This is a genomic window from Acinetobacter sp. CIP 64.7 (assembly GCF_000369745.1).
GTDB lineage: Bacteria > Pseudomonadota > Gammaproteobacteria > Pseudomonadales > Moraxellaceae > Acinetobacter > Acinetobacter fasciculus.
Genome location: NZ_KB850178.1, coordinates 767,696 through 792,790 on the forward strand (window position 1 = coordinate 767,696; position 25,095 = coordinate 792,790).

The following is a 25,095-nucleotide window of genomic DNA, read 5'->3' on the forward strand; positions in this document are numbered from 1 at the left end:
TAACTCTATGTATAAAAAAATAACAACAGGCTTCACTTTTGTTGAGCTCATTATCTGTATTGCAATGATTGCAATTTTAGCCAGTATCGCTCTACCGTACTTCCATGAGTATCGTTCCAGACAGGAAGCCAAACAGATTCCAATCAAATTATCTGCGGTTAATCGTTATGCACGCAGTCAGGCTGCTGTGTTTCACCAGAATATTGTGATCTGCCCCAGCCAGGACTCACTCAGCTGTCAACCCAATCAATGGAATAAAAATATACTGGTCTTTATTGATAAAAATAAAAACCGACAAGTCGATACAGGCGAACAAATTTTACATATTGATGCACTGAACCTCAAATACGGTAACTTAAGTTGGCGAGGAGCTTTAAGTTTATCGAGTGTCACTTATCAAGCGCACACTGCCTTGCCGATTGGTTCAAATGGTAGTTTTTATTATTGTTCTACCCATCTTTCTAGCCAACAGCGAATTGTACTCAGCAAAATGGGGCATATCCGGATTGAAAGCCTCTCGTCTTGCTAACAGAACTATCCAGTTTATGCTTCGCTGCGATTAACGCTTCAATCCTGAGTTTTTTTCAATATACTGCTTAAGTTTGAAAAAATTGATTAAAACTCATACGGAGAGAGAACAATGACTGACATCCTAATTGTCAATGGTGCACGTACAGCCATGGGTGGCTTTCAGGGGAGTCTTGCCAGTGTAACTGCGCCAGAACTCGGTGCGGTCACCATTAAAGAAGCAATTGCCCGTGCGGGTCTGCAACCAGAAGATATTGAAGAAGTCATTATGGGTTGTGTCCTTCCGGCAGGTTTAAAGCAGGGCCCTGCACGTCAAGCCATGCGTCAAGCTGGTCTTCCAGATTCTACTGGCGCTGTAACCATTAATAAATTATGTGGTTCAGGCATGAAAGCCGTCATGCAAGCTGCAGATATGATTAAAGCCGGTTCTGCAAATATCGTGGTTGCAGGTGGCATGGAATCCATGACCAATGCTCCTTATGTATTGCCAAAAGCACGTGGCGGTTTCCGTATGGGTCACGGTGAAATCAAGGACCATATGTTTCTGGATGGCTTGGAAGATGCTGAAACAGGTCGCTTGATGGGTTCATTTGCCCAAGATATGGCAAATACCAAAGGTTATACCCGCGAGCAGATGGATGATTTTGCGATTCGCTCATTAAAGCGTGCGCAAACTGCGGTCAATGAAGGCTACTTTGCTGATGAAATCGTGCCTGTAACAGTTAAAACCCGTAAAGGTGATGTAGTCGTTGATAAAGACGAACAGCCGTTCAATGCCAACATCGATAAAATTCCAACTTTGCGTCCTGCTTTCGCTAAAGACGGTACGATTACGGCGGCTAATGCCAGCTCGATTTCAGATGGTGCATCAGCTTTAGTAATTACCTCGGCTGACAATGCAGCAGCAAAAGGGTTGAATCCTTTGGCTAAAATTGTTGCCTATGCATCGAATTCGCAACATCCATCTGAGTTTACTATTGCTCCAGTCGGTGCAATCCAGAAAGTGCTAGATAAAACGGGTTGGACCGCTTCTGATGTCGACCTTTGGGAAATCAATGAAGCCTTTGCCATGGTGACCATGTGCCCAATGGATGAGTTCAAGCTAGATCCTGAAAAAGTCAACATCAATGGCGGTGCATGTGCTCTCGGCCATCCTGTGGGTTCAACCGGTTCACGTATTATCCTGACTTTGATTCATGCGCTGAAACGTACGGGTGGCAAGAAAGGCATCGCTGCACTCTGTATCGGTGGTGGTGAAGCGACTGCTGTAGCGATTGAATTACTGTAACCTCTTCCCTCACCCCATCCCTCTCCCATAAGGCATAGGTATCTACACATCTATGAGATACCTAATGCCATTGTGGCTATCTCATTGAGTTCATCTATTGAATATTCCGAGAGCAGTTGAAGAGTGTTCAGTAAAATCGAAAGCCCTGCCAATAAGGCAGGTGCACTTTCCAACCTACCTCTTTTCTGCTGCCGACCTGAAAGACGGGTGAGAAATACACGAATTTTCTGATGGTGTTCATCTTCAGAACGCTGGATTCGCCAAGTTAAAACACAAGCCATACAGCTAATCAGTAACCGCCTTAAAATGGCTTCAGGTCTGGTCTGAAGCCATGCTTCAATATCATGACCTGCCTGCTTGAGCAGCTTGAAATAGCATTCAATTGTCCAGCGCCAGTAATACCAGGTCGTCATCTCTACCGTAGTAATCTCTGATGGAACATTGCTGATTAGTGACCATCTTGCGACGGTCTTATCCTGATCATCTTTCACTACGGCAACAATTAATCTGGCTTCAATCGCACTCCCTGGCTGGGGAGCAACCCGTTGGCCTGAATCGTCATTTCTCTTCGGTTTTGCTGCACGTGTTATCCGGATAGCAGTTTCTCCCACATGCAACATATGCCGGTTTCCTTTATAGGCAATCGGCTGGACCTGCTGCGTTTCTACTCGTTCTGCGGCTTCTGCAACTTTGCATGTTTTGCCCTGATGCTCAATTCGATGGCCTTCTTTCGCCCGAATCAGCCATTTAAAACCCTGGCTGCTCATTTCCCTTAGGTGGGCAATGGAGTCACCTTCACGATCAATGATATGAACACATGTTTTCTCAATGGGATATTGTTCAATCACTTTGATTTGTTCGGTAAGTGAATCTAGATGAGATTTGCGCCCAGCAGAGTGTTGACTGAATGTGGAATAGCAGCCTGAGGCATCTGATAGTGTCTGCGCCAGTGGCGCAATAGGTAGTCCCGAGGCTGCATCAACCAGCAGACTGCTTTGCAATTCATAGCCTGAATCATATTGATGGGTTCTTTGCAGGCGCTGAATTTTATGATGGTGTTTCACATACTGTAGCTGAGACCAGTCATGAACAATCAATGCATATTGATGCGGTGATGCCTTGATCTGTTCACATGCAAGATGTTCAATTGGCTGGTTTAACTGACTAAAAGAGATTTTGTCATTATTCAGGAATCGCCAGACCGCTTGTGTGGTTGCGAAACTCGACTTTTGGGCAGAAGCCAGGTCTTTGATTGCCGGAGCAAGTGAAGCAAGAGGGTTCATATTGAGCTTTACAAGGCTGTTATAGCGCTTGACAAGACGCTGATCCAGGCCAGAGATGTTAAATTGAAGAGCATGCTCTTCAATTTAACGCAAAGTTCAGGAATTGTGTAGATACCTATGCCCATAAGGAGAGGGAGTTAAAAATCCTCCTGATCTGGAGGATTTTTTTCGCTTACATTTTGATAAAGCTTGCTCGCGCAAAATACCCCAAAGTGGCGTAGATTAAAGCAAGCAAAATAAAAAGGGAGTTCTCCCATGCAACTGAATCATTACCTCAATTTCCAAGGTTAGGCTGAAGCAGCCTTTAACTTTTATAAATCAGTTTTTGGAGGCGAATTTTCAAGTCTGAGTCGTTATGGTGAAATGCCAACTGAAGAAGGTGTCACACTGTCGGAAGCGGATCAAAATAAAATCCTGCATATCTCACTTCCCATTAACGAATTTACAGAACTGATGGCATCCGATACGAATGATCAATTTTGTGCACAAAACAATACCGTTTTCATTCAAGGTAATAACCACTATATTTCCATTAACTTAGATGCCAGCGAACAAGCTGAAGCACAACGACTCTTTGATGCTTTATCGGTGAATGGTCAAATTGAGATGCCGCTAGAAAAGACCTTTTGGGGCGCACTTTATGCTGCCTTTAGCGATCAGTTTGGAATTCACTGGATGATCAACTGTCAACTTGAAGAAAATTAAAGGTTTTTATCAAGATATAAAAAAGCCGGAATCAATCCGGCTTTTTGACAGCAACTTAATTTAAATTAAGCACCTGTTTGATAATGTGCCTGTGCAACCGCAGTTGATGCCTGGTACGGATTTTTGAAATCATTCAAACCTGCAGCGGCTTCCTGAATATCTTTACCTTCTTTAATCACGAAAGTGTCGAAACCAGAACGCTTCATGTAATTCAGCACATCTTTGAACACATCACCGGTGGCACGTAGTTCACCCTGGAAACCCTGACGGCGAAGAAGTGCTGCAAATGAATAACCACGGCCATCATTAAAACCGGCAAACTCGATAAAGATTGCGTCTAGCTGATCTAATGGAAATTCATGGTTTTCAGGAGAAGCATCGACGGTTAAGTACAATGCTTTTTTACCTGATATATTGGCAATCTGGTCTAACTGTTCCACAGTCAGAACCACATCGCCCTGTGGCAAAACACCATCTTCACCAACTAATTGGTATGTGTTGTCTGCAATCGTGCCATCTTTAGAGAGTACTTGAAGTGCGGTATTAAGCATATGCACGCTCCTTAAATGGTTGAATGCCGACACGGCGATAAGTATCGATAAACTCTTCACCTTCCTGACGCAGGTCAAGATAGGTATTCAGAATTTCTTCTACGATATCTGGTACGACCTCGGCTGCAAATGATGGGCCAAGAATGTCACCAATCGACGCATCATGATCCGCATTTCCACCAAGCGTAATCTGGTAGAACTCAGCGCCTTTTTTGTCTACACCTAAAATACCGATGTTACCAACGTGGTGATGGCCACAAGCATTCATACAACCTGAAATATTCAGATCCAGTTTGCCTAAATTGTAAATCGTATCCAGGTCATCAAAACGGCGTGAAATTGCTTCAGAAATCGGAATGGATTTCGCATTAGCCAAAGAACAGAAGTCACCGCCCGGGCAGCAAATGATGTCGGTCAAGAAACCGATATGCGCACGTGCCAGGTTGTTTTGGTCAAGGGTTTGCCATACAGCGAACAAGTCTTTTTGTGGTACATCGACCAGGGAAATGTTTTGCTCATGCGTGGTACGCAGCTCACCGAAAGTGTACTGATCTGCAAGATCTGCAATCAGGTTCATTTCTTCGGTGCTGACATCACCCGGTGCAATTCCGGCACGTTTCAGTGAAATCGTCACGATGCGATAACCTTTCACTTTATGTGCATTGGTATTAATGTTGAACCACTGTTTGAATTTTGGATATTGTGCAAACAGTTCAGTGAAATCTTCATCTGCATAATCTTGGTAATCGAATGGCGTGAAGTTCTCATCCATTTTCGCCAAGGTGTCTGCATCGATTTTCAGTGTTTTAATCGTATGCTCAAATTCAGCTTCAACTTTCTCGGCAAATACTGCTGGTGTTAAAGCTTTTACCAGAATCTTGATACGCGCTTTATATTTGTTGTCGCGACGACCATGCAAGTTATATACACGAAGGACTGCTTCCAGATAAGCAATCAGGTCTTCACGTGGCAAGAATTCACGAATAAAGCTACCAATCACCGGCGTACGGCCGAGACCACCACCGACTTTGATTTTATAGCCCATTTCGCCTGCTTCATTACGCACGATATACACACCGATATCGTGGAATGCAGTTGCTGCACGATCGGTTTCTTCAAGCGCAGAGACTGCAATCTTGAACTTACGTGGCAAGAAGGCAAATTCCGGATGGAAGGTTGACCATTGACGGATCAATTCACAAGTCGGACGCGGATCGGCAATTTCACCTGCAACCACACCGGCATACTGATCCGTCGTGGTATTACGGATACAGTTACCTGAAGTCTGAATCGCATGCATTTGCACAGTGGCCAGTTCAGCCAGCATATCCGGCACATTTTCCAGCGCAGGCCAGTTAAACTGGATGTTTTGACGGGTCGAAATATGCGCGTAGCCACGGTCATATTCTTTTGCCAAATCAGCCACTTTACGAAGTTGTTTTGAGTTCATCAAACCATATGGCACGGCAATACGTAACATTGGCGCATAACGCTGTACGTACAGACCATTTTGCAGACGAAGCGGACGATACTCATCTTCAGTGAGTTTACCGGCTAAATAACGTTCCGTTTGGTCACGGAACTGTGCAACACGTTCATTAATCAGTTGCTGATCGAAATCAGTATATAAATACATGGCGTACAGCTAGTAGTTTCTATTATATCGCCGGCAAGGATAGCGAGATTGAACCTATCAATAAAATGCTTTTTATACATATTTCATAGCGGTTTTATTGATAAGCCTACCAAAGTTTCACGGATCTCAGTATTTACAGCATTCGATTAAATTTAAAGTAATAATGATTAAATTCTTCAATCATTATTACTTATTTTCATATAGGAAAAATTTTCTCAACTTCGGTTAACTATCTTATTAATACTTTAAAAATTCTACCAATTTTGGCTCTCTCCCAATTGCTGCCCTACAAATTCATAACGTATCGTTGAACGTGAAAATTTAATCGGGCAAGCCAGTTGTGCTTCGGTCTGCTGACTGCTGGATTTGAGTGGCACCTGTACGACCCATCCTCGCTGCTGGGCCAGATCAGAATGTAACGCTTCCTCAAGTCTGAGCACCGGTTCGACACAGACATCCAGCGCGGCAAACAGCATTTGCCATTCAGCTAATGACTTGGTCTTGATTTTATTCTGAATCGCCTGCTTCACCACAGCATGAGCTTCAGCGGTATAAGAGGCGCCTTTTTCCAGAAGAATCGGCAGCTCTAAAGCCTGTGCCAGCCCCTGCATAAATTGTGGTTCCAGACTACCAATTGACAAATAACGCCCATCCTGGGTTTCATAATAGTCGTAAAAAGTCCCGCCATTCAGATAGCCGGATTCTGGAGATTGATGCTGATTGCCAGCCAGACTGGCAGAAGCTGCCAGATTGCTCATCGTTACCACACAATCGGTCATGGAAATGTCAATATACTGGCCTTTGCCACTTTGTTGGCGTTCAATCACCGCGGCCAGAATCGCAATCACGGCATGCATGGAACCACCTGCAACATCGGCGACCTGAATTCCCAAGGCTGGTGGACCATTTTCAATCCGGCCACTGTGTCCGGCAATTCCGGACAAAGCCAGATAGTTAATGTCGTGTCCTGCTTTATCTTTATATGTGCCAGTTTGGCCATAACCGGTAATGGAACAGTAAATCAGTTTCGGATTAATTTCGCTCAAGGTTTGATAGTCTAGCCCAAGACGTTGCATCACCCCGGGACGGAATTGCTCAATCACAATGTCATAATCTGCAATCCTGGATTTAACCAGTTCAATATTCGTAGGATCTTTCAAATCCAGTGCAACCGATTGCTTGTTTCGATTCAAATAACTTTGTGAAGTGGCCTGTCCATTGGCAAAAGGTGGCATTAATCGCAACAGGTCCGGTCGGGTTGGTGATTCAATATGCACAACTTCTGCACCTAAATCAGCAAGATATAATGTGGCAAACGGGCCGGGTAAAAGTGTAGAAAAATCTAGGATTTTCAATCCTTTTAATACATATGACATTGGAGTATTTGCTCTACTTATATTGCTTTTTTCAGCATCTTAGGCACATAAATGCACAAAAACAATGTCATGTTCAGCCATTTACCTTGATAGTTTCGGCAATCTAATATGTAAGAAAATGGCAAAGGTATTCTTGTAAATTGCCATTGCTTTATTATTTTTCGTCATTTAGGTCAATTATTAGTGAACATTAAAGAGACTGAAGGATTAAACATGAGTCGTGATACGATCAGTATCCACTTCGTCAATGCTGCCTTATCTGGCGTTAAGCGTCTGGGCATGGATGTCGATACTTTATTGTCTCACGTCGGGATTGAAGCAGAACTGCTGCATCAGCCCAAAGCGCGTATTTCACCTGAACAATATACCCGCTTTATAAAAATGTTGTGGATGGTGACTCAGGACGAGCATGTCGGCTTTGACAAACAGCAACGCCGTCTGGGTACTTTTGCGATCATGTGCCAGCTCATTATTCATGCCAAAACTCTGGGTGATGCACTGGAACTGTCTTCCCAGTTCTACAAACTCTTTGGTGATGACTGGTCGGTGACCCTGGAACGCGACAAACACGAAGCACGTCTGGTTCCGCTGATTCCAAATGCAATGGATCCGGATCATTTCATTACTGAAAGCATGCTGATGATCTGGCATGGCTTGGCGTCTTGGCTCATTGAGCGTCGCCTGCCACTGGAACGCGTGCATTTTAGTTATCCACGTCCAGACCATGCCGATGAATATGATGCCCTGTTCTTTGCACCGGTGATGCAGTTCGACATGCCACGTACCGAAATCACTTTTGCTGCGGACTATCTGGACCTACCAATTCGCCAGAATGAAGAAACCCTGGAAGAATTTTTGAAAGCAGCGCCTGCCCAACTGCTGGTGAAATTCAAAAATACCAACTCATTGACTTCACGGATTCGTGATGTACTGAAGAGCCAGATTGGCGAAGAAATGCCGACATTAAACGATGTCGCATCGATGTTATATCTATCACCGCAAACTTTGCGCCGCCGTCTGGCAGCCGAAGGTAAAAGCTATCAAGGCGTAAAAGATGCCCTGCGTCGTGATGCCGCAATTCACCTGTTACTTAACCCTGATCTAACCCTTGAAGATGTTGCACAACAAGTCGGTTTCAGTGAAACTAGTACTTTCCACCGCGCCTTCAAGAAATGGACCGGTGTAACCCCGGGTCTGTATCGTCAATTGCATGGCTATCATTAATCAAGTAATGCCGCAAAAGAGCATGTAATAATAAAACCAGTTCTCTCCGCCTAAGCAAAAGCTTAGGCTTTTTTATAGCTAAAATTGGCTAAATCGCTCAAATGATCTGGCCCGTTCTCGTCATTGCACTTCAAAAATTAAGTATTACACTCGAGTCATTAGAATAATTTTCATCAAATCAATAAAAGGGACATGCTATGAGCGAGGCATATATTATTGACGCCATTCGTACGCCACGCGGAAAAGGCAAAAAAGATGGATCTTTACATCAGGTAAAACCCATTTCATTATTGACTGGCTTACTCAACGAACTTCAGGCTCGTCATCAGTTTGACACCGCAAAAGTAGATGATATCGTGCTCGGTTGTGTCACACCAATTAGTGATCAGGGCGCCAATATTGCCAAAACGGCTGCCATCGCTGCTGGTTGGGATAATGATGTAGCGGGTGTGCAAATTAACCGTTTTTGTGCTTCCGGTCTGGAAGCTGTCAATCTGGCCGCACAAAAAGTCCGCTCTGGCTGGGAAGATCTGGTCGTTGCAGGCGGCGTCGAATCCATGTCCCGCGTGCCGATGGGTTCTGACGGTGGTCCTTGGGCACTGGACCCTGAGACCAATATGGCCTGTGACTTTATTCCACAAGGTATTGGTGCAGATTTGATTGCCACGATTGACGGTTATACGCGTTCTGATGTAGATCAATTTGCCGAACAATCACAACAGAAAGCAGCTGCCGCTCAAGCCAATGGTTATTTCAATGCATCCGTGATCCCGGTAAAAGACAAAGCCGGTGTGGTGATTCTGGACAAAGATGAATTTATCAAACCGACAACGACCGCAGAAGGCTTGGGCAAACTCAATCCAAGTTTCGCCACTATGGGGCAAATGGGCTTTGATGCAATTGCCCTGCAAAAATATCCTGAAGTCGGTGCTATCAATCATGTGCATCATGCCGGGAATTCTTCAGGCATTGTCGATGGTGCGGCTGTGGTTTTGATCGCATCGGAACAAGCGGTAAAAGAACAAGGTCTGAAGCCACGAGCCAAAGTACTGGCCACGGCACTGGTCGGTGCAGATCCAACCATCATGCTGACCGGCCCTGCCCCGGCTGCTCGTAAGGCCTTGGCTAAGGCGGGTTTAACCATTGATGATATTGACCTGTTTGAAGTCAATGAAGCTTTTGCTGCCGTGGTGATGCGCTTTATCAATGAAATGAAGATTGATCCTGCCAAGGTGAATGTCAACGGCGGTGCAATTGCCATGGGACATCCACTCGGTGCGACTGGTGCGATGATTTTAGGGACATTACTGGACGAGTTAGAACGCCAGGGCAAAAAACGTGGACTAGCTACACTTTGCGTGGGTGGCGGTATGGGCATCGCAACCATTATTGAACTGGTATAAGGAGAAAAATAATGAGCGCAATTCAATATCAAAAAAATGAAGATAATATTGTTATTTTAACGTTTGATTCTCCAAACCAGTCTGCCAATACCATGAATGCCGACTTTCGTACGGCACTAGATGAAGTCGTTGTCCAGTTACAAGCAGATGAAGATATTGCCGGGATTATTTTCCGTTCAGCGAAAAAAACTTTCTTTGCTGGCGGCGATCTGGATGAACTGATTCAAGCCACTCCTGAGCATGCAACTGAATTCTTCAATATGATTGAAGAGATGAAAGCCAAACTACGCTATATCGAAACTCGCGGTATTCCTGTGGTTGCTGCACTGAATGGCACGGCGCTTGGCGGTGGCTGGGAAATTGCCCTGTGTGCCCATCATCGTATTGCCCTGAATGACCCTAAAAGCAAATTTGGCCTGCCTGAAGTCACACTGGGTTTATTACCAGGTGGCGGTGGTATCGTCCGTAGCATCCGCCTGCTCGGTCTGCAAAATGCCCTTCCTTTATTAATGGAAGGCAAACAGTTTGGAGTCGATAAAGCTAAATCTTTAGGGCTGATTCATGAGGTCGCAGACAGTACCGATGAACTGTTGAAAAAGGCCATTGCCTGGATCAAAGCCAATCCAAAATCTCAGCAGCCATTCGATGTAAAAGGCTATAAAATTCCGGGTGGTAGCCCTTCGACACCAGCAGTTGCCCAGATGCTGGCAATTGCTCCGGCGATGCTGCGCGATAAAACCAAAGGCTGTTATCCTGCGCCTGAAGCGATCATGTCGGCTGCGGTAGAAGGTGCACAGGTCGATGTCGATACTGCCCTGACCATTGAATCGCGTTACTTTACTTATTTGGCGACCAGTCAAATTTCTAAAAATATGATTGGCACTTTCTGGCATGGTCTGAATGCAATCAAGTCCGGTGCCAGTCGCCCTCAAGATATTGAAAAGTGGAAAGCCACTAAAGTCGGTATTTTAGGTGCAGGCATGATGGGTGCTGGGATCGCCTATGCCACTGCCAGCACAGGCATTCCAGTAGTTCTGAAAGATATTTCATTAGAAGCGGCTGAAAAAGGCAAATCCTATAGCCAGAAACTGCTGGATAAAAAAGTCGCTCAAGGGCGTTTATCAGCCGAGAAACGAGATCAGTTTTTAAGCCTGATTCAAACAACTGCATCGAATGAAGATCTAGCCGGTTGCGACCTGATCATTGAAGCCGTATTTGAGAATCCCACGCTCAAGGCTCAAGTTACACAAGAGGCAGAACAATATCTTGCCAGCAACGGCGTAATGGCTTCGAATACCTCGACCCTGCCGATCACAGAATTAGCCCAGGCTTCAAAAAATGATCAGAACTTTATCGGCCTGCATTTCTTCAGTCCGGTCGATAAAATGCAGCTAGTGGAAATTATCAAAGGTAAAAATACCTCGCCAGAAACGCTGGCCAAAGCTTTCGATTTCGTGCAGCAAATTGGCAAATTACCGATTGTGGTGAATGACAGCCGTGGTTTCTTTACTAGCCGCGTGTTTGGTACCTTTGTGCAGGAAGGTTTACGCCTGCTGGCAGAAGGTGTACATCCGGCGCGAATTGAAATGGCTGCACTCAAAGCCGGTATGCCGATGGGTCCGTTGGCGATTCAGGATGAAGTGTCCTTGACCTTGTCTGAACATGTGGCCAATGAAAGATATAAAGCTTTAGAAGCACAAGGTCAGACCATCACTAAATCACCTGCGGATGAGGTGATTCACAGCATGATTCACGAATTTAACCGTAAAGGTAAGGCTGCCGGCCAAGGTTTTTATGATTATCCGGCCGATGCCAAAAAGCAGCTCTGGTCTGGTCTCAGCTACTGGAAAAAAGACAACGATATTTCTGAACAGGAAATGATTGACCGCTTCCTGTTTGTACAGGCACTGGATACGGTTCGCTGTCTGGAAGAAGGTGTCCTGGAATCTGTCGTTGATGCCAATGTCGGTTCCATTTTTGGTATTGGCTTTGCCGCCTGGACGGGCGGTGCAGTACAATTCCTGAATCAGTATGGTTTAGCCAAAGCCGTGACCCGTGCCAAAGTACTTGAAAATAAATATGGCGAACGCTTCAAAGCCCCACAACTCCTCAAAGATCGCGCAGCACACGCCCAGCCGATTCAATAACTTAGGCACTTAAATAAAAGAGGAACGTGTTTCCTCTTTTTTATCTTCTGGATTTGCTTAATGCACTGGATAGACTCATCTGATGACAGATTTCGATCTGCTTTTTGATCAATTTATGTTATAAAGTTACATAAGTTTGATATCCACGTGGGTAAGACCTATGACTGATCACAGTTCACCTGAAAAATCTCCTTGGGGCTGGAAAGCACTTATCATCTTCTGTATTTTAGGTGGATTATTCATGCTTATTTTTTGGCTCGCGATAAGTAATGAACCGGATTACATGCCAAGCCAGCAAAATAAACAGACTACCCAGCAACACGCTTTTAAAAATGCACCGACGATGTCTCCAGAAGCCATTGCCAAAGCGCAAGCAGATCGTGAAGCACGTGAAGCTGCCAATGGTCATCCAGGTACGACAGCCGCTGAACACAATATGTCAGCTGAAGAACATGCCAATATGGATAATGCCGAGCACAGCTCAAATGCAGCACATGGCCACTGATCCAGATTCAGTCTATGCATAAAAAAGCGAGGTCAATGCCTCGCTTTTTCGTATTTGAATGGCTGAAAATTAAAGCTTTAAATACATATCAATATGCGGAATTCCACAATCCAGATATTCATCACCTTGAGCTTCAAATCCCAGCGCTTGATAGAAGCCAATGGCGTGCACTTGCGAAGACAGCTTTACCAACTTACGCTGCTCTGCACGCGCATAGTCAATCACGGCCTGCATCAAGCGCTGACCAACACCTAAACCGCGTGCTGTTGTTAGGACTGCAACCCGACCGATACTATTATTTGACAATAAGCGTGCTGTAGCAATCGCCTGATCCTGCTGAAAAACAACGAAATGTATAGCAACCGCATCTTCAGCATCCCACTCATCTTCAGCTGCAATATGCTGTTCTTGAATAAACACCGCTTCACGAATCGCTTTGGCAGGTGCTGCCAAATTCTTCCAGTTGCCGGACACTATTCTCAGTTCTGGATTATTTAGCATTTAGAACCAATTCCCTTCTGATCCCACTGGTCATTAAGCAACAATTCCAGTGAATGTTTCTGGATCCCATACATCTCTTTTAGTGCCTGAATTTGTGCCAGAACCGCCTGATCAGGTTGTTGATAGTCTTTACGTTTTGTCGCCAGAATCATTTTATTTTTACTGGTATGTTCCAGCGCCACAAATTCAAAAACTTTGGTTTCATAACCATAAGCTTTGAGCAGTAAAGCACGAATGGTATCGGTCAACATTTCTGCCTGCTGTCCGGCATGAATACCAAACTGTAACATCGGGCTGAGGACTTTTGGCGCCTGCAACTGCGGACGCAATTCCTTATGACAACACGGTGCACACATGATCATCTGCGCATTCAGGCGAATCCCGCTATGAATCGCAAAATCTGTTGCTACATCACAGGCATGTAAGGCAATCATCACGTCCAGACGTTCTGGCGCATAAGTACGCACATCCCCCTGGAAAAAGTCCAGCTGATCAAAACCAGATTGCTGCGCGACATTCTGGCAGAATTCAACCATTTTCGGATTAAGCTCTACCCCCGTGACATGCGGCGTTTGACCATGTTTTTGCATATAGTCATATAAAGCACAGGTCAGATAGCCTTTACCCGAACCAAAATCCACCACGCGCAGGCCTTCGGCTTGTGGCTTAATCTGCGCCAGGGCACCTGAGAAAATTTCCACAAACTTATTAATCTGCTTCCATTTGCGCGCCATGCTCGGAATAATTTGCGCTTTTTGATCGGTAATCCCGAGATGCTGGAGAAAGATACTGTCCTGATCGACAAAACGTTGTTTAATCCGGTCATGACCTTGTTCAGCAGGCTTCGCCTGATTCATCGCTACTTTATGTTTACTGCGCGTTAACATGGCTTTTTTCTTGTTTTTTTTCAGCTGTAATTCTTCATCGACGGTGATCAGATTGGCCTGTTTGCAACACGCCAGTAGTGAAGTAACCTGGAATAATGCTTCATCTAAAGGATAATTTTTGGTGACATCCTGGGTCTTGTAACGATACAGGCAGCTCAATACGCGCTGTTCATTTAATGGAATGACTCGCAAGGTCATTTTCTCTAAATCCTGCAGTTCACCTTTATACTGGCTTAAGATCAGGCGATCAAATTGATCCCTTTCAACAGCTTGCTGAAAGGTGTCCAAGAATTGCTGTTCCTGATCTGAGAGAGTTGTCAACGTTGACATAGATAAAACCTGAAATGAATTGCGCATCAAGTTTAAATCTTCTTAACCTAAAAGCAAAATTGAATTACTATACAAGTGTATATTTGAAGAAGAATGACAATCATGCAGAATGCTCCACTGGTTCCAGATTATGATCAAAATGAGGAACGAATTAACTATATTAGTCATGGTGTAGGTGCCGGACTGTCCATTGTTGCTGGTATTCTTTTGATTATTAAAGGGTCTTACCTGAGTACTGGACAATGGATTGGACTGTGGGTTTATGCGCTGAGCATGATTCTGTTATTTTCTGCTTCTATGCTCTATCACATGGCCACTGCGGCAGACCGCCGTTATTTTTATAAAAAAGTCGATCATACTGCGATATATTATTTAATCGCCGGAACCTATACCCCTTTCCTGTCAATTGCCATTCCGACCGCCAAAGCCCAGTATTTATTGATTGCGCTGTGGGTGATTGCCCTTCTTGGCACACTTTTCAAGTTCGTTTTCATTCATCGTTTCCAGAAACTTTCTTTGGCGGCTTATCTGGCCATGGGCTGGCTGGCACTGCTGGTCATGGATGATATGCAGCAATATTTAAGTGCTCAATCTTTAACCTTTCTCATCATTGGTGGACTCGCTTATACCGTGGGTGCATTGTTTTACGCTTTAAAAAGAGTAAGATATACCCACGCTATCTGGCACATATTTGTATTGATAGGCGCAGGATCACATTTTCTGTCTATCTATCTTTACGTGATTTAATCATCTCCTTTTTCATTTCAGTGACCCTGAGCGAGTTGAAGCGAGAAGATTGCAGTTGTTTTTTTAAAAAATTACGCCTTTTTTAAAAAGATTACGCTTTTAAAACTAAGTTTTTTTATTTTTAGTAAGTGTAAGGTTTTCCATGGCGTCGTCTAATTCTGCTGCTCAGCCAGCACAAAATTCAAAATTTCGCGTTTTAACAGCAAGCTTGGTAGGCACCACAATCGAGTTCTTCGATTTTTATATTTATGCCACCGCTGCTGTCATTATTTTTCCGTATCTGTTCTTCCCTACCAGTACAGATCCGATGACCGCAACCATTCAGTCTCTTGCGACTTTTGCGATTGCCTTTATTGCCCGTCCGATTGGTGCAGCATTATTTGGTCATTTAGGTGACCGGATCGGACGAAAAGCCACCTTGGTTGCAGCTTTGCTGACTATGGGGATTTCAACCGTTGCGATTGGTCTATTGCCAACTTATGCGCAAATCGGAATTGCTGCGCCACTGTTACTTGCACTGTGCCGTTTAGGTCAGGGCTTGGGTCTGGGTGGTGAATGGTCAGGTGCGGTACTTCTTGCAACTGAAAATGCCCCGGAAGGCAAACGTGCCTGGTATGGCATGTTCCCGCAACTGGGTGCTCCGATCGGCTTTATTCTGGCAACAGGTTCTTTCCTGACGCTTGGCGCTTTCATGTCTGAAGCTGACTTTATGGCTTGGGGCTGGCGTATTCCGTTTATCTCAAGTGCCTTGTTGGTAATTGTCGGTTTATGGATCCGTTTAAAACTGCATGAAACGCCTGCTTTCCAGAAAGTGCTGGATAAACAAAAAGAAGTAAATGTTCCTTTTGTTCAAGTGTTCAAAAAGCACTCTCGCATGCTGGTTCTGGGTACGATTGCTGCAATCTGTACATTTGTTGTGTTCTACCTTACTACGGTATTTGCATTGCAATGGGGAACCAAACAACTCGGTTATTCCCGTGAAGAATTCCTGCAATTGCAGTTAGTTGCAACCCTGTGTTTTGCTGCATTCATCCCGCTTTCAGCAGTATTGGCAGAGAAATTTGGCCGTAAGACTACTTCCATTGCGGTATGTGTCATTTCTGCGATCTTCGGTATCTTCTTTGCAGATATGCTTGAATCTGGCAGCACCTTGGTGGTGTTCCTGTTCTTGTGTATTGGTCTGGCGATTATGGGCTTAACTTATGGGCCAATCGGTACTGTATTGTCTGAAATCTTCCCGACTTCAGTACGTTACACGGGTTCTGCATTGACCTTTAACTTGGCAGGCATTTTCGGCGCATCATTTGCACCGTTAATCGCAACCAAGCTGGCAACCGCCTATGGTTTGTCTGCAGTCGGTTATTACCTGACCGCAGCATCTATCCTGTCGCTTGTCGCGTTTTTACTGATTCGTGAAACCAAAAATGATGATGTAAACAATCAGATCTAAGATTTTAGATTGATTCAAAAGCCAGCACTCGATGCTGGCTTTTTTATGATTTCACAACAAAATTCGGCTACTTATCTTGTTAAATTTGCTCAACAATCAAATGAACTCAATTCAAAAAATGAGGCAAGGCCATGCAGGATCTTATCGAATACCTCTCGCAGGAGCAGTTGGTCAATATCATTATTTTGCTGGAAGATGATAAAAAATTAGAAGCTGTTCGCTATATCACCGAGAATACACCCTTGGATGAAGCTCAGGCGCTGCAAGTGATTGATGAAATTGTGCAGGAACATGATGTGGTCATGAAGCATGAGAGTACAGGTCCACGCTTTAGTGATGATGCCGGTGATATTGACCTGGTGACACCGCCACTGGAAATCCCCACCCATCCTAGCTTGAGTACACCGACAGAAGCTGAAATCACTGCGCAACAATTACGTGAAAATGTGCCAACCCGAAAAATCGAAAAGAAAATCTGGATGATGGCGGCCGTCGCGGTGGTGTTATTGATTCTGGTCTGGATCATCAGTTAACGCGGTACAGCACGTCGACTGAATTTAAATCAGTTCAATAATATCAATGGTAGGCGGCACCCGGAAACGGAAAGGCACGCCGACCAAGCCGGTACCGACAGTAACGAACACATCTGCATGTTCATGGCGGTACATGCCCTTTTTATGTCCCAAAATTGAAACCTTTTTCATGACGTAATTAGTTAGCCAAGGCAGCTCTACCTGTCCGCCATGAGTATGCCCAGACAGCATCAGAGGACGCGTTGGCAGTTTGGGAATCATATCGACCGTATCCGGGTTATGCGAAAGAATGACCCAAGGCTTGTCCTGAGGCAAGTCTGGCAAACTGCGCATGTCGGCTTTACCAGCCCAGAGATCACCCACGCCCAAAAGTCGGAATTCATCAAATTCGACAATTTGACCTTCAATATCCATAACCTGATTGACTTGCAATGCATAGTGCAATAATTCTCGAATTGGTGGTCCGGGATATTGCTCATCGTGATTACCATTGACCGAATAAACAGGAGCGTGAATCTCTTTTAAAATGGCCAGTTCCTGTGCCAGTTTATTTTCTGGCTCATAAGTCCAGTCGCCAGCAACCACCACCAAATCAGGTTGAATATGATTTAATTTGTGTACAATTTGTCGCAACTGCCGCTCATGACCTGAAAAAAGACCAATATGCAAATCTGCAATCAGGGCGATTTTCACCGGCTGCTTTAAACGTTTATCTGCATTAATCTGATATTGTGTCGTTTTCACTTGAATTAAATGCGGCTCGATAAAGCGTGCATAAGTCAAAACCCCACTAAGCAAAAATACAAAAATGGCTTCATGCAGTGAATAATAACCCGTCCATCCAGCATAAATACTGAAGAAAACCAAAGGGATTAATAAATAGGCAAGATAAAAAGCCAGCAAATGACCAAAAGCTTTAAAGGGATGAATGGTTTCGGTACGTGATTGGCTCGACCATGCCTGAGCCACAGCCCAGATGGCTAAAATCGCCATTCCCAGATAAAAATAAAACAGTACGGAATTCGAATCCCACATAAATTGGCCTTATTCAGTCGAGCAGCAGATTACTGGCTTTATATTTATCTTTTCATAGCTGGCAATTATACTCAATTCTAATTTTTCATTCTTCGACTTATATGGCCACTGCTCCCCGCGATCAAGTTCATCTTCAATCCTCAAGTTTTATACGTACTCATCGCTATAAAGCCGGCATTTTACTGAGCTGTAGTCTGGTTCTGGGTCTACCTGCGTGTAGCACCTTACCCAAGCAAACCGAACAGCCAAGCCAGATGGCATTTGAAACGGATACATCGCAAACCAGCCTGGCACAAATTGTTGAACCTTTACGTGATCAGAACATCGGGTTGACCGGTTATCGCGTGCTGTATGATCCGCTTGAAGCACTGGCTGCGCGGATTCAGCTGATTAATAAAGCGGAACGCAGTCTGGATCTGCAATATTACATCTGGGATAACGACCGGATCGGTGCCCTCGCCCTGCATGCGATTATTCAGGCAGCGGATCGTGGTGTAAAAGTGCGCCTGTTGATGGATGACAATAATGCCAAGAAAATGGAAGGGATTTATCTGGCCTTAAACCAGCATCAAAATATCGATGTCAAACTGTATAATCCCTATCGCTTTCGTAAATACCGCGCCATGGACATGGTGCTGGATTTAAAGCGCATTAACCGCCGCATGCACAATAAAAGCTTTATTGCCGATAACCAGATTGCCTTGATTGGCGGGCGCAATATGAGTAACCAGTATTATAATGTCAGTGAAAGCTATCAGTTCTCTGATGTCGATGTGATGCTGGTCGGTGCGGCATCGGATGAAATCATTCATTCCTTCGATGAATACTGGAATGATGATTATGCCTATCCGGTGCAAGAGGTTGTGAATCCACGGCATCATGCTTTACGTTTTCCAAGCTTAAAACAACAGCTAGAAACCCATAGTCAGGATCCAGCGACTCAAAATTATCTGGATCTGGCTAATCGTTCCAGAGCCTTTGACCAATGGCTGGAACAAAACATTCAGCTGGATTGGGTTGAAGCCGAAGTAGTCAAAGATCCACCGAGCAAAATCAAGGCCAAAGCCAAAACCGAAGAACATCTCAATTTCCAGTTATTACAGCGTCTGGAAAAACCTGAACAAAGTGTCGATATTGTCTCTGCCTATTTTGTTCCGGAAAAAATTGGTGCAGACCGTTTAAAGAAACTGGCGAATGAGAATATCAAGGTTCGCGTCCTGACCAACTCTTTTAAGGCCAACGACGTTGCCGTGGTGCATGCCTTTTATGCCAAATATCGTCAGGATCTATTGGAAAATGGGGTGCAGCTGTATGAGTTCTTGGCAGCGCCAGAAGCTAATCACCTAAATGCCAATACTGAGGAAATTTCGAAAAAAGCTAAAGTCAGCCTGAAAGGACTGAGCCGTTCCAGCCTGCATGCCAAACTGATGGCACTGGATCAAAAACAGGTGTTTATTGGTTCTTTTAACTTTGATCCGCGTTCAGCCTATTTGAATACTGAAATTGGCGTGTTGCTGAACAGTCCGTCTTTGGCACGTGCAGTACACGACACCATGGACAAAAATTTAAGCAAATATGCGTATAAACTGGTGCTGGATGCGAATCAGAACATTAACTGGAAAATCAAGAAAGCCAATGGTGACGTTCAAACGTTTACCAAAGAACCAAAAATGAAATGGTATCAGAAAGCTGGACTTAAACTGGTGTCGTGGCTGCCTATTGAAGGCTTTATGTAAGTTTGATTCTTTGAACAGCAATCCTAAAAAGTTTCTTATGGAATAATGGCGTCAATTAACGAGTTTAGAAAAAACTCCTTAATTATTTTCAGTGAACAACAGCATCTTTTCATTTTAAATTAAACGATTATAGTCTATATGCTACTTTTGTTTCGGCAAAAGTAGCCAAAACCATTTGTCACCCGCAAAACTCGTCCACTATGATCAACGATCAGATTCATCGCAAAAACAATCATTTTTTAATATCGTCCTGCCTCAGACAGTTGCGGGTGACGTTTCCACGTATCCTCTATAATCCATGTATAAAAAAATTAAAGTCGATCAATTTACAAACTAACTCGGATTATCTTATTGAGGCTTTTTTAATACCCGTGACTGAAGTTCAACCAAACCTGTCTGCATTTTTTCCTGAACCACACGGGTGAGGCTTTCAACCGTATGCCCTTCCGTGGCAATTGCAGGTAAAGCCACTAAATGTGCAATGACTTGCGGCATTTCCAGTACTTTTTTGACATGGGCAGCAAAACTGATGTCATTGACAAACGGCGCAACCATATCCAGTTCACCCTGCTGATTCACATAACAAATCAGACAGATTTGTACAGGACGCTGGGCTTCAATCGCAGCGCCTAAAATCCGGCCGTGCACTTTTTTGATGGCTCGCCCCTCAGAAGTCGTCGCTTCAGGAAAGAACAGCACTGGAATATTCTGTTTGAGAAAACCGGTAATTTGTTCACGGATCCTGACGGAATCTCCTGAACCACGTTTAATAAATAAGGTGCCACCACCCTTGGCCAATTTGCCTAGAATCGGCCAGTTCTCAATTTCTGCTTTCGCCAGAAAAAATACGCGTGCCCCTGAACCCAGAACTGCAATATCGAGCCAGGACACATGGTTACTGACCCATAAGGCGGGTTCACGCGGAATCTCGCCATGCACCTGCACTTCGATATTGAATACTTTGCATAACTGGCGGCAAAAATGTTGCACATAGCGAGTATTGGTCGGGTTATTCGGATTTTTATATAAGCCATGACGAAAAACCAAATAGAACCCCTCACTGATGGTGGCCAATGAGGCGGTAATTTTCCGGCTATACAGAAAAAACTTGGCCAAGCCTTCGATATCTGGAGTCTGGTTTTGTACAGTTGAATTCATAAAAACGTCATTAAATCCTAAGCGAGATACAGGGAATATCCACGAATTAAACTCATTCTATACTGTTCATTCGCAACTTGCATTGATAATAAAAATCGACCAATAGCATCTATATCTTCAATTTTAATTGGATTAAAAAATCATTCAAACTAAAACTATCGAAATATTAGATTGAAAAGGATCGTAGCCATGCCAGATCAAACCCAGCCCGCGAACGACACACCTCAATCATTACAAGTGCTCAAATATATTTTGGGCGGCACTTTCATCTATGCCGTGGTACTGGTAACACTTGCACAACTGTTTATCAGCGTACTCTAAACCAAAGCCGCGCTAATTCAGTATCTGCACAGCCCTTTTTCAACTACACTAAAGTTTTCAAGTGGAGATTGGCCTGAGTGGAATATTTACAACAACATCGAGGGAAAGAGCGCGTCATTCTGGTGAGTGTCAGCGTACAGATGCTGGATGACCTTGATGCTGAAGAGTTTCGTTTGCTGGCACAGTCTGCAGATGCTGAAATTCTGGAACATATTCATGCTCAGCGGGTCAAACCTGACGCCAAATTTTTTATCGGCTCCGGCAAGGCAGAAGAAATTGCTGAACGTGTTGAAGAACTGGAGGCCAATCTGGTCCTTTTTGACCATGCCCTGACCCCGGCCCAAGCCCGAAATCTGGAACAGGTGATCAAATGCCGCGTGGTCGATCGTACTGAACTGATTCTGGATATTTTTGCCCAGCGTGCCCGTACCTATGAAGGTAAGCTGCAAGTCGAACTGGCACAGTTACAACATTTATCTTCACGTTTAATTCGTAGTCGTGGCAATCTCGACAGCCAGAAAGGCGGGATCGGTTTACGTGGTCCGGGTGAAACCCTGCTGGAAACTGACCGCCGTTTGCTGCGTATCCGTATGGGACAGCTCAAGGCACGTATTGATAAAGTCCGCCAGACCCGGATGCAAGGCCGTGTTGCCCGTCAAAAAGCGGCTGTGCCGACGGTATCTTTGGTGGGTTATACCAATGCTGGTAAGTCTACCCTGTTTAATTTACTCGCCAACAGCGATGTCTATGCAGCCGATCAGCTGTTTGCCACTTTGGACCCAACCTTACGGCGTCTGGAATGGGATGGAATCGGCAATCTGGTACTGGCCGATACGGTAGGTTTTGTCCGTAATCTTTCCCATTCACTGGTAGAATCCTTTAAGGCAACGCTGGAAGAAACCGTTGAAGCCACACTGTTACTGCATGTGATTGATTCAAGTAGCCCAGAGATGCTGGAACAGATTGAAGCCGTTGACAAAGTGCTGAAAGAAATTGGGGCCGATGTTCCCATCCTTCAGGTCTACAATAAAATTGACTGTAGCGGTGAAGAAGCCAAAATTATTTATCGACGCCCGGGCGAACCGGAACGGGTCTATGTCTCGGCACATAGTGGCGAAGGTATCGACCTGCTGCGTAAAGCGGTACATGAGTCCTTGATGGGGCAACTACAGTCCTTCGATTTAATCCTGAAACCTGCCTACGGCAAGCTGCGTAACCAGCTCTATGGTCTGAATGTGATTCAGTCTGAACATTATGATGATGAAGGCCAACTGCATCTGCACATTCGAATTGCGCCACAAAAACTGGAACAATTGATTAAACAGGCGCATTTACCCTTGGATGAAATTCTAGGCAAACAGGCGCAGCAATTTCAACGTCCACTGGAAGCGTTTGAAATCCAGTCAAAGATCGAGTAAAACTTGATAAGTAAACTTATTAATATTAATGATCATAGCAATGAACTGGATAAAACGAATAGATTGGCCGGCATGGATCGGCACCCTGTTACTGATTATTGTCTTTCGGGAAGCTTCGGTCTGGTTAATGACCCAACTGAATCATCCTGAATTAGGCAATCTGGTCGGGTTATTGAGTCTTTTAATTGCGCTGTTTACCTGGCGCTACTTTGGCAAACTCCCCGCTCGCCTCGTGGATACCAATAACAAACTGATGAAGGAAAGCGCCTTTGCTTTCCTGCCTGTCAGTGCAGGTGCACTGATGATGCTGGTACATATGGGCCAGAAAATTCCGGCCTTTCTGTTCATCATGTTTTTCAGCACTCTGATTCCTTTATGGATTTACGCCAAAATGGCCAAGCGCTGGTTATAGGAGTTCCGCATGTTATCTATTTTGTATGGCTTTGCGGTTACGCTCAGCGCCTATCTGATTGCCAAACCCTGTAACCGGTTCATACCGCAAATTCCCGTCATCGTGTTCAGCATGTTCTTTGTACTGGCGATTTTATTTGCGCTCGGCATTCCCTATGAAAATTATATGGATGAAGTTAATCCTCTCTTCAACCATTTACTCGGCTATGTGACCGTCGCCCTGGCTATCCCTCTGGCCGCGATGCGCTACGATGACTTGCCGCTCAAAGCCATTATCGGCATTTTGGTTTTTGCCAGTATCAGTGCTGTCGCCTTACCGATGGGACTGGCTTATCTGCTGCATATGTCCTCTGCAGACATTATGGCGTTTGCTACCCGTGCCGTGACTACTCCAATTGCGATTAATATTGCCACCCTGCTGGATGCACCCATCAGCATGGTCATTCTGATCGTGATTCTTTCTGGTGTGATTGGTGCAGCTTTTTCTCCATTTATTCTGAGACATATCAATGATGAGCGCGCTTCCGGACTGGCTTTAGGACTGGCCGCACATGCTATTGGTACAGCTCAGGCCTGGCAACGCGGCAGTGTTGCAGGTCGTTATGCTGCTTTTGGCATGGCGGTAAATGCGGTCTTTACCGCAATCTGGTTGCCAACTTTTATACTTTATTTGCAAAAAATGTGACTAGTGAATCAAATTATTCATTTGTTTTGTGTGGTAATCGTTCTTACTATAGAGTAAGAACACTAATCCAACCTAGGAACAGATATATGAATAAGGTTCAATTTTTTTCAACTTTACTTTTAGCCTCTTTCAGCCATCTGGCTTTGGCCTCTGACCTTTCAGGGACATGTAGAAATATTGACGACAAAACTGGTTCACCTAAAGCATTCCTCGAAATTCGTGAAACGGCTTCAGGCGTCTATGCTGCCAAGATCACAAAAATCACCCCTCGTCCTGGATATACACCGAAAGAAAACTGTGTGTCCTGTCCTGCACCTTATACCAATAAACCTATTCTCGGTCTGGATGTGCTCACTGGCTTAAAGCACGTCGGCAATAACAGTTTTGCTCAAGGCAAGCTGCTTGATCCATTATCAGGGAATCTTTATAACACCAAGGCAAAATTAAGTGCCAATGGGAAACGTCTTATTCTACGTGGTTATATCGGGGTATCAGCGCTTGGCCGTAGTCAAACCTGGATTAAGCAGGATTAATTCCTACTTAATTAAAAAAATGTGATGGAGTTATGCTTTAGTAGATAGAAGCTTGCATTTTAATGCATTAAGTTGTATGAATATTAAACATATGCTTTTTTCATGCAATATAGATTATGAAAGTGTATTAACGTAGTTTGCATCATCGTTCACCACATGGAATTAGGTGAATGTTCATAAAAAAATAAGGATAAGGATATCGCATGTATAAAATCGCAATTTTAACTGTTTTTTCAGCTTCTTTATTCACAGGCTCTATGGCTTTTGCTCAGGAGTTATCTGGTCTCTGGCAACAGATTGATGATAAAACTGGTTCACCTAAAGCATTGATTGAAATGAAAACTCAGGCTGATGGCTCGTATACCGGAACGATTACTAAAGTCACACCTCGCCCAGGTTATACACCACGAGAAAAATGTGTCAAATGTCCATCACCTTATACCGATAAACCGATTTTGGGATTAGACGTTATTAAAGGACTGAAACCCACCACCAAAAATAACTATGCACATGGCCGGGTACTCGATCCACTCACCGGCAAAATTTATGATTTAAAAGGGCGGATTTCTGCCAATGGGAAACGACTGACTTTACGTGGATATATCGGGATATCTGCAATTGGTCGCACACAAACCTGGATTCGCCAGGATTAATAAAAACAGCACTTTTGTGTTGGGGATATTTTATTCATCTATAAAAAAGGG

General features: G+C 44.4%; 24 protein-coding genes and 1 pseudogene. 17 read left to right on the top strand and 8 right to left on the bottom strand.

What is annotated here, in order from left to right; genetic code table 11:
- Positions 1 to 7: 7 nt before the first annotated feature.
- Together F890_RS05920 and F890_RS05925 are read left to right on the top strand one after the other, a co-directional pair.
- On the top strand, positions 8 to 529 hold the full coding sequence (locus F890_RS05920; RefSeq protein WP_005266025.1) for a GspH/FimT family pseudopilin: 522 nt from the start codon (positions 8 to 10) through the stop codon (positions 527 to 529).
- 111 nt (positions 530 to 640) lie between these two features.
- Positions 641 to 1,816, top strand: coding sequence for a thiolase family protein (locus F890_RS05925; protein ID WP_005266027.1), 1,176 nt, complete (start codon positions 641 to 643; stop codon positions 1,814 to 1,816).
- Positions 1,817 to 1,866: 50 nt separating this feature from the next.
- Here the strand turns inward: F890_RS05925 and F890_RS05930 are convergent, their stop codons facing one another.
- Positions 1,867 to 3,099 (bottom strand): transposase, encoded by a 1,233-nt coding sequence (locus F890_RS05930; RefSeq protein ID WP_004730312.1) that lies wholly within the window; start codon positions 3,097 to 3,099, stop codon positions 1,867 to 1,869.
- A gap of 255 nt (positions 3,100 to 3,354) precedes the next feature.
- On the opposite strand from F890_RS05930, the pseudogene F890_RS05935 reads away from it, so the two are divergent.
- Positions 3,355 to 3,804 (top strand): annotated as a pseudogene (locus F890_RS05935) (VOC family protein).
- 65 nt (positions 3,805 to 3,869) lie between these two features.
- Here the strand turns inward: F890_RS05935 and F890_RS05940 are convergent.
- From F890_RS05940 to F890_RS05950, 3 genes are all read right to left on the bottom strand, one after another.
- On the bottom strand, positions 3,870 to 4,355 hold the full coding sequence (locus tag F890_RS05940; protein WP_005266029.1) for a DUF934 domain-containing protein: 486 nt from the start codon (positions 4,353 to 4,355) through the stop codon (positions 3,870 to 3,872).
- On the bottom strand, positions 4,348 to 5,991 hold the full coding sequence (locus F890_RS05945) for a nitrite/sulfite reductase (RefSeq protein WP_005266030.1): 1,644 nt from the start codon (positions 5,989 to 5,991) through the stop codon (positions 4,348 to 4,350). The genes F890_RS05940 and F890_RS05945 overlap by 8 nt, the downstream gene beginning before the upstream one ends.
- Before the next feature lie 254 nt (positions 5,992 to 6,245).
- Complete coding sequence (locus tag F890_RS05950; protein WP_005266032.1) at positions 6,246 to 7,367, bottom strand: CaiB/BaiF CoA transferase family protein; 1,122 nt, start codon at positions 7,365 to 7,367, stop codon at positions 6,246 to 6,248.
- Positions 7,368 to 7,580: 213 nt separating this feature from the next.
- On the opposite strand from F890_RS05950, the gene F890_RS05955 reads away from it, so the two are divergent.
- The 4 genes from F890_RS05955 (at position 7,581) to F890_RS05970 (ending at position 12,646) form a co-directional block, all read left to right on the top strand.
- Positions 7,581 to 8,591, top strand: a complete 1,011-nt coding sequence (locus F890_RS05955; protein ID WP_004645946.1) for an AraC family transcriptional regulator — start codon at positions 7,581 to 7,583, stop codon at positions 8,589 to 8,591.
- Between the two features lie 197 nt (positions 8,592 to 8,788).
- Positions 8,789 to 9,994, top strand: a complete 1,206-nt coding sequence (locus F890_RS05960; RefSeq protein WP_005266033.1) for an acetyl-CoA C-acetyltransferase — start codon at positions 8,789 to 8,791, stop codon at positions 9,992 to 9,994.
- An 11-nt stretch (positions 9,995 to 10,005) separates the two neighbouring features.
- Positions 10,006 to 12,141 carry a 3-hydroxyacyl-CoA dehydrogenase NAD-binding domain-containing protein gene (locus tag F890_RS05965; protein WP_005266034.1) on the top strand — a complete coding sequence of 712 codons (2,136 nt, stop codon included), beginning with the start codon at positions 10,006 to 10,008 and terminating at the stop codon, positions 12,139 to 12,141.
- 160 nt (positions 12,142 to 12,301) lie between these two features.
- Positions 12,302 to 12,646 (top strand): hypothetical protein, encoded by a 345-nt coding sequence (locus tag F890_RS05970; RefSeq protein ID WP_005266035.1) that lies wholly within the window; start codon positions 12,302 to 12,304, stop codon positions 12,644 to 12,646.
- 69 nt (positions 12,647 to 12,715) lie between these two features.
- Here the strand turns inward: F890_RS05970 and F890_RS05975 are convergent, their stop codons facing one another.
- Together F890_RS05975 and F890_RS05980 are read right to left on the bottom strand one after the other, a co-directional pair.
- Positions 12,716 to 13,147, bottom strand: a complete 432-nt coding sequence (locus F890_RS05975) for a GNAT family N-acetyltransferase (RefSeq protein ID WP_005266036.1) — start codon at positions 13,145 to 13,147, stop codon at positions 12,716 to 12,718.
- The gene (locus F890_RS05980; protein WP_005266037.1) at positions 13,141 to 14,364 is read right to left on the bottom strand and encodes a class I SAM-dependent methyltransferase; all 1,224 of its coding nucleotides are present in this window, start codon (positions 14,362 to 14,364) and stop codon (positions 13,141 to 13,143) included. The genes F890_RS05975 and F890_RS05980 overlap by 7 nt, the downstream gene beginning before the upstream one ends.
- Before the next feature lie 102 nt (positions 14,365 to 14,466).
- Here F890_RS05980 and trhA point away from each other — a divergent pair, with 102 nt between their 5' ends.
- The 3 genes from trhA (at position 14,467) to F890_RS05995 (ending at position 17,094) form a co-directional block, all read left to right on the top strand.
- Complete coding sequence (gene trhA, locus F890_RS05985; RefSeq protein WP_005266038.1) at positions 14,467 to 15,111, top strand: PAQR family membrane homeostasis protein TrhA; 645 nt, start codon at positions 14,467 to 14,469, stop codon at positions 15,109 to 15,111.
- A gap of 142 nt (positions 15,112 to 15,253) precedes the next feature.
- Complete coding sequence (locus F890_RS05990) at positions 15,254 to 16,561, top strand: MFS transporter (protein WP_004281697.1); 1,308 nt, start codon at positions 15,254 to 15,256, stop codon at positions 16,559 to 16,561.
- 131 nt (positions 16,562 to 16,692) lie between these two features.
- Entirely contained in the window at positions 16,693 to 17,094 is a 402-nt protein-coding gene (locus tag F890_RS05995) for a hypothetical protein (RefSeq protein ID WP_005266039.1), read from the top strand.
- A 24-nt stretch (positions 17,095 to 17,118) separates the two neighbouring features.
- On the opposite strand, the gene F890_RS06000 is transcribed toward F890_RS05995, so the two are convergent.
- On the bottom strand, positions 17,119 to 18,129 hold the full coding sequence (locus tag F890_RS06000) for a metallophosphoesterase (protein WP_005266040.1): 1,011 nt from the start codon (positions 18,127 to 18,129) through the stop codon (positions 17,119 to 17,121).
- Between the two features lie 101 nt (positions 18,130 to 18,230).
- Here F890_RS06000 and F890_RS06005 point away from each other — a divergent pair, with 101 nt between their 5' ends.
- Entirely contained in the window at positions 18,231 to 19,865 is a 1,635-nt protein-coding gene (locus F890_RS06005; RefSeq protein ID WP_005266041.1) for a phospholipase D family protein, read from the top strand.
- Between the two features lie 348 nt (positions 19,866 to 20,213).
- Here the strand turns inward: F890_RS06005 and F890_RS06010 are convergent, their stop codons facing one another.
- A complete protein-coding gene (locus F890_RS06010) occupies positions 20,214 to 21,023 on the bottom strand; it encodes a lysophospholipid acyltransferase family protein (RefSeq protein ID WP_005266042.1) in 810 nt (269 codons plus the stop codon).
- A 189-nt stretch (positions 21,024 to 21,212) separates the two neighbouring features.
- Here F890_RS06010 and F890_RS19220 point away from each other — a divergent pair, with 189 nt between their 5' ends.
- The 6 genes from F890_RS19220 (at position 21,213) to F890_RS06035 (ending at position 25,044) form a co-directional block, all read left to right on the top strand.
- Complete coding sequence (locus F890_RS19220) at positions 21,213 to 21,344, top strand: hypothetical protein (protein ID WP_005266043.1); 132 nt, start codon at positions 21,213 to 21,215, stop codon at positions 21,342 to 21,344.
- A gap of 77 nt (positions 21,345 to 21,421) precedes the next feature.
- Entirely contained in the window at positions 21,422 to 22,762 is a 1,341-nt protein-coding gene (gene hflX / locus F890_RS06015; RefSeq protein ID WP_005266044.1) for a ribosome rescue GTPase HflX, read from the top strand.
- A gap of 40 nt (positions 22,763 to 22,802) precedes the next feature.
- On the top strand, positions 22,803 to 23,174 hold the full coding sequence (locus F890_RS06020) for a hypothetical protein (protein ID WP_004281691.1): 372 nt from the start codon (positions 22,803 to 22,805) through the stop codon (positions 23,172 to 23,174).
- 9 nt (positions 23,175 to 23,183) lie between these two features.
- A complete protein-coding gene (locus F890_RS06025) occupies positions 23,184 to 23,858 on the top strand; it encodes an LrgB family protein (protein WP_005266046.1) in 675 nt (224 codons plus the stop codon).
- A gap of 86 nt (positions 23,859 to 23,944) precedes the next feature.
- Entirely contained in the window at positions 23,945 to 24,391 is a 447-nt protein-coding gene (locus F890_RS06030; RefSeq protein WP_005266047.1) for a DUF2147 domain-containing protein, read from the top strand.
- A gap of 203 nt (positions 24,392 to 24,594) precedes the next feature.
- The gene (locus tag F890_RS06035; RefSeq protein WP_005248004.1) at positions 24,595 to 25,044 is read left to right on the top strand and encodes a DUF2147 domain-containing protein; all 450 of its coding nucleotides are present in this window, start codon (positions 24,595 to 24,597) and stop codon (positions 25,042 to 25,044) included.
- Positions 25,045 to 25,095: the final 51 nt, after the last annotated feature.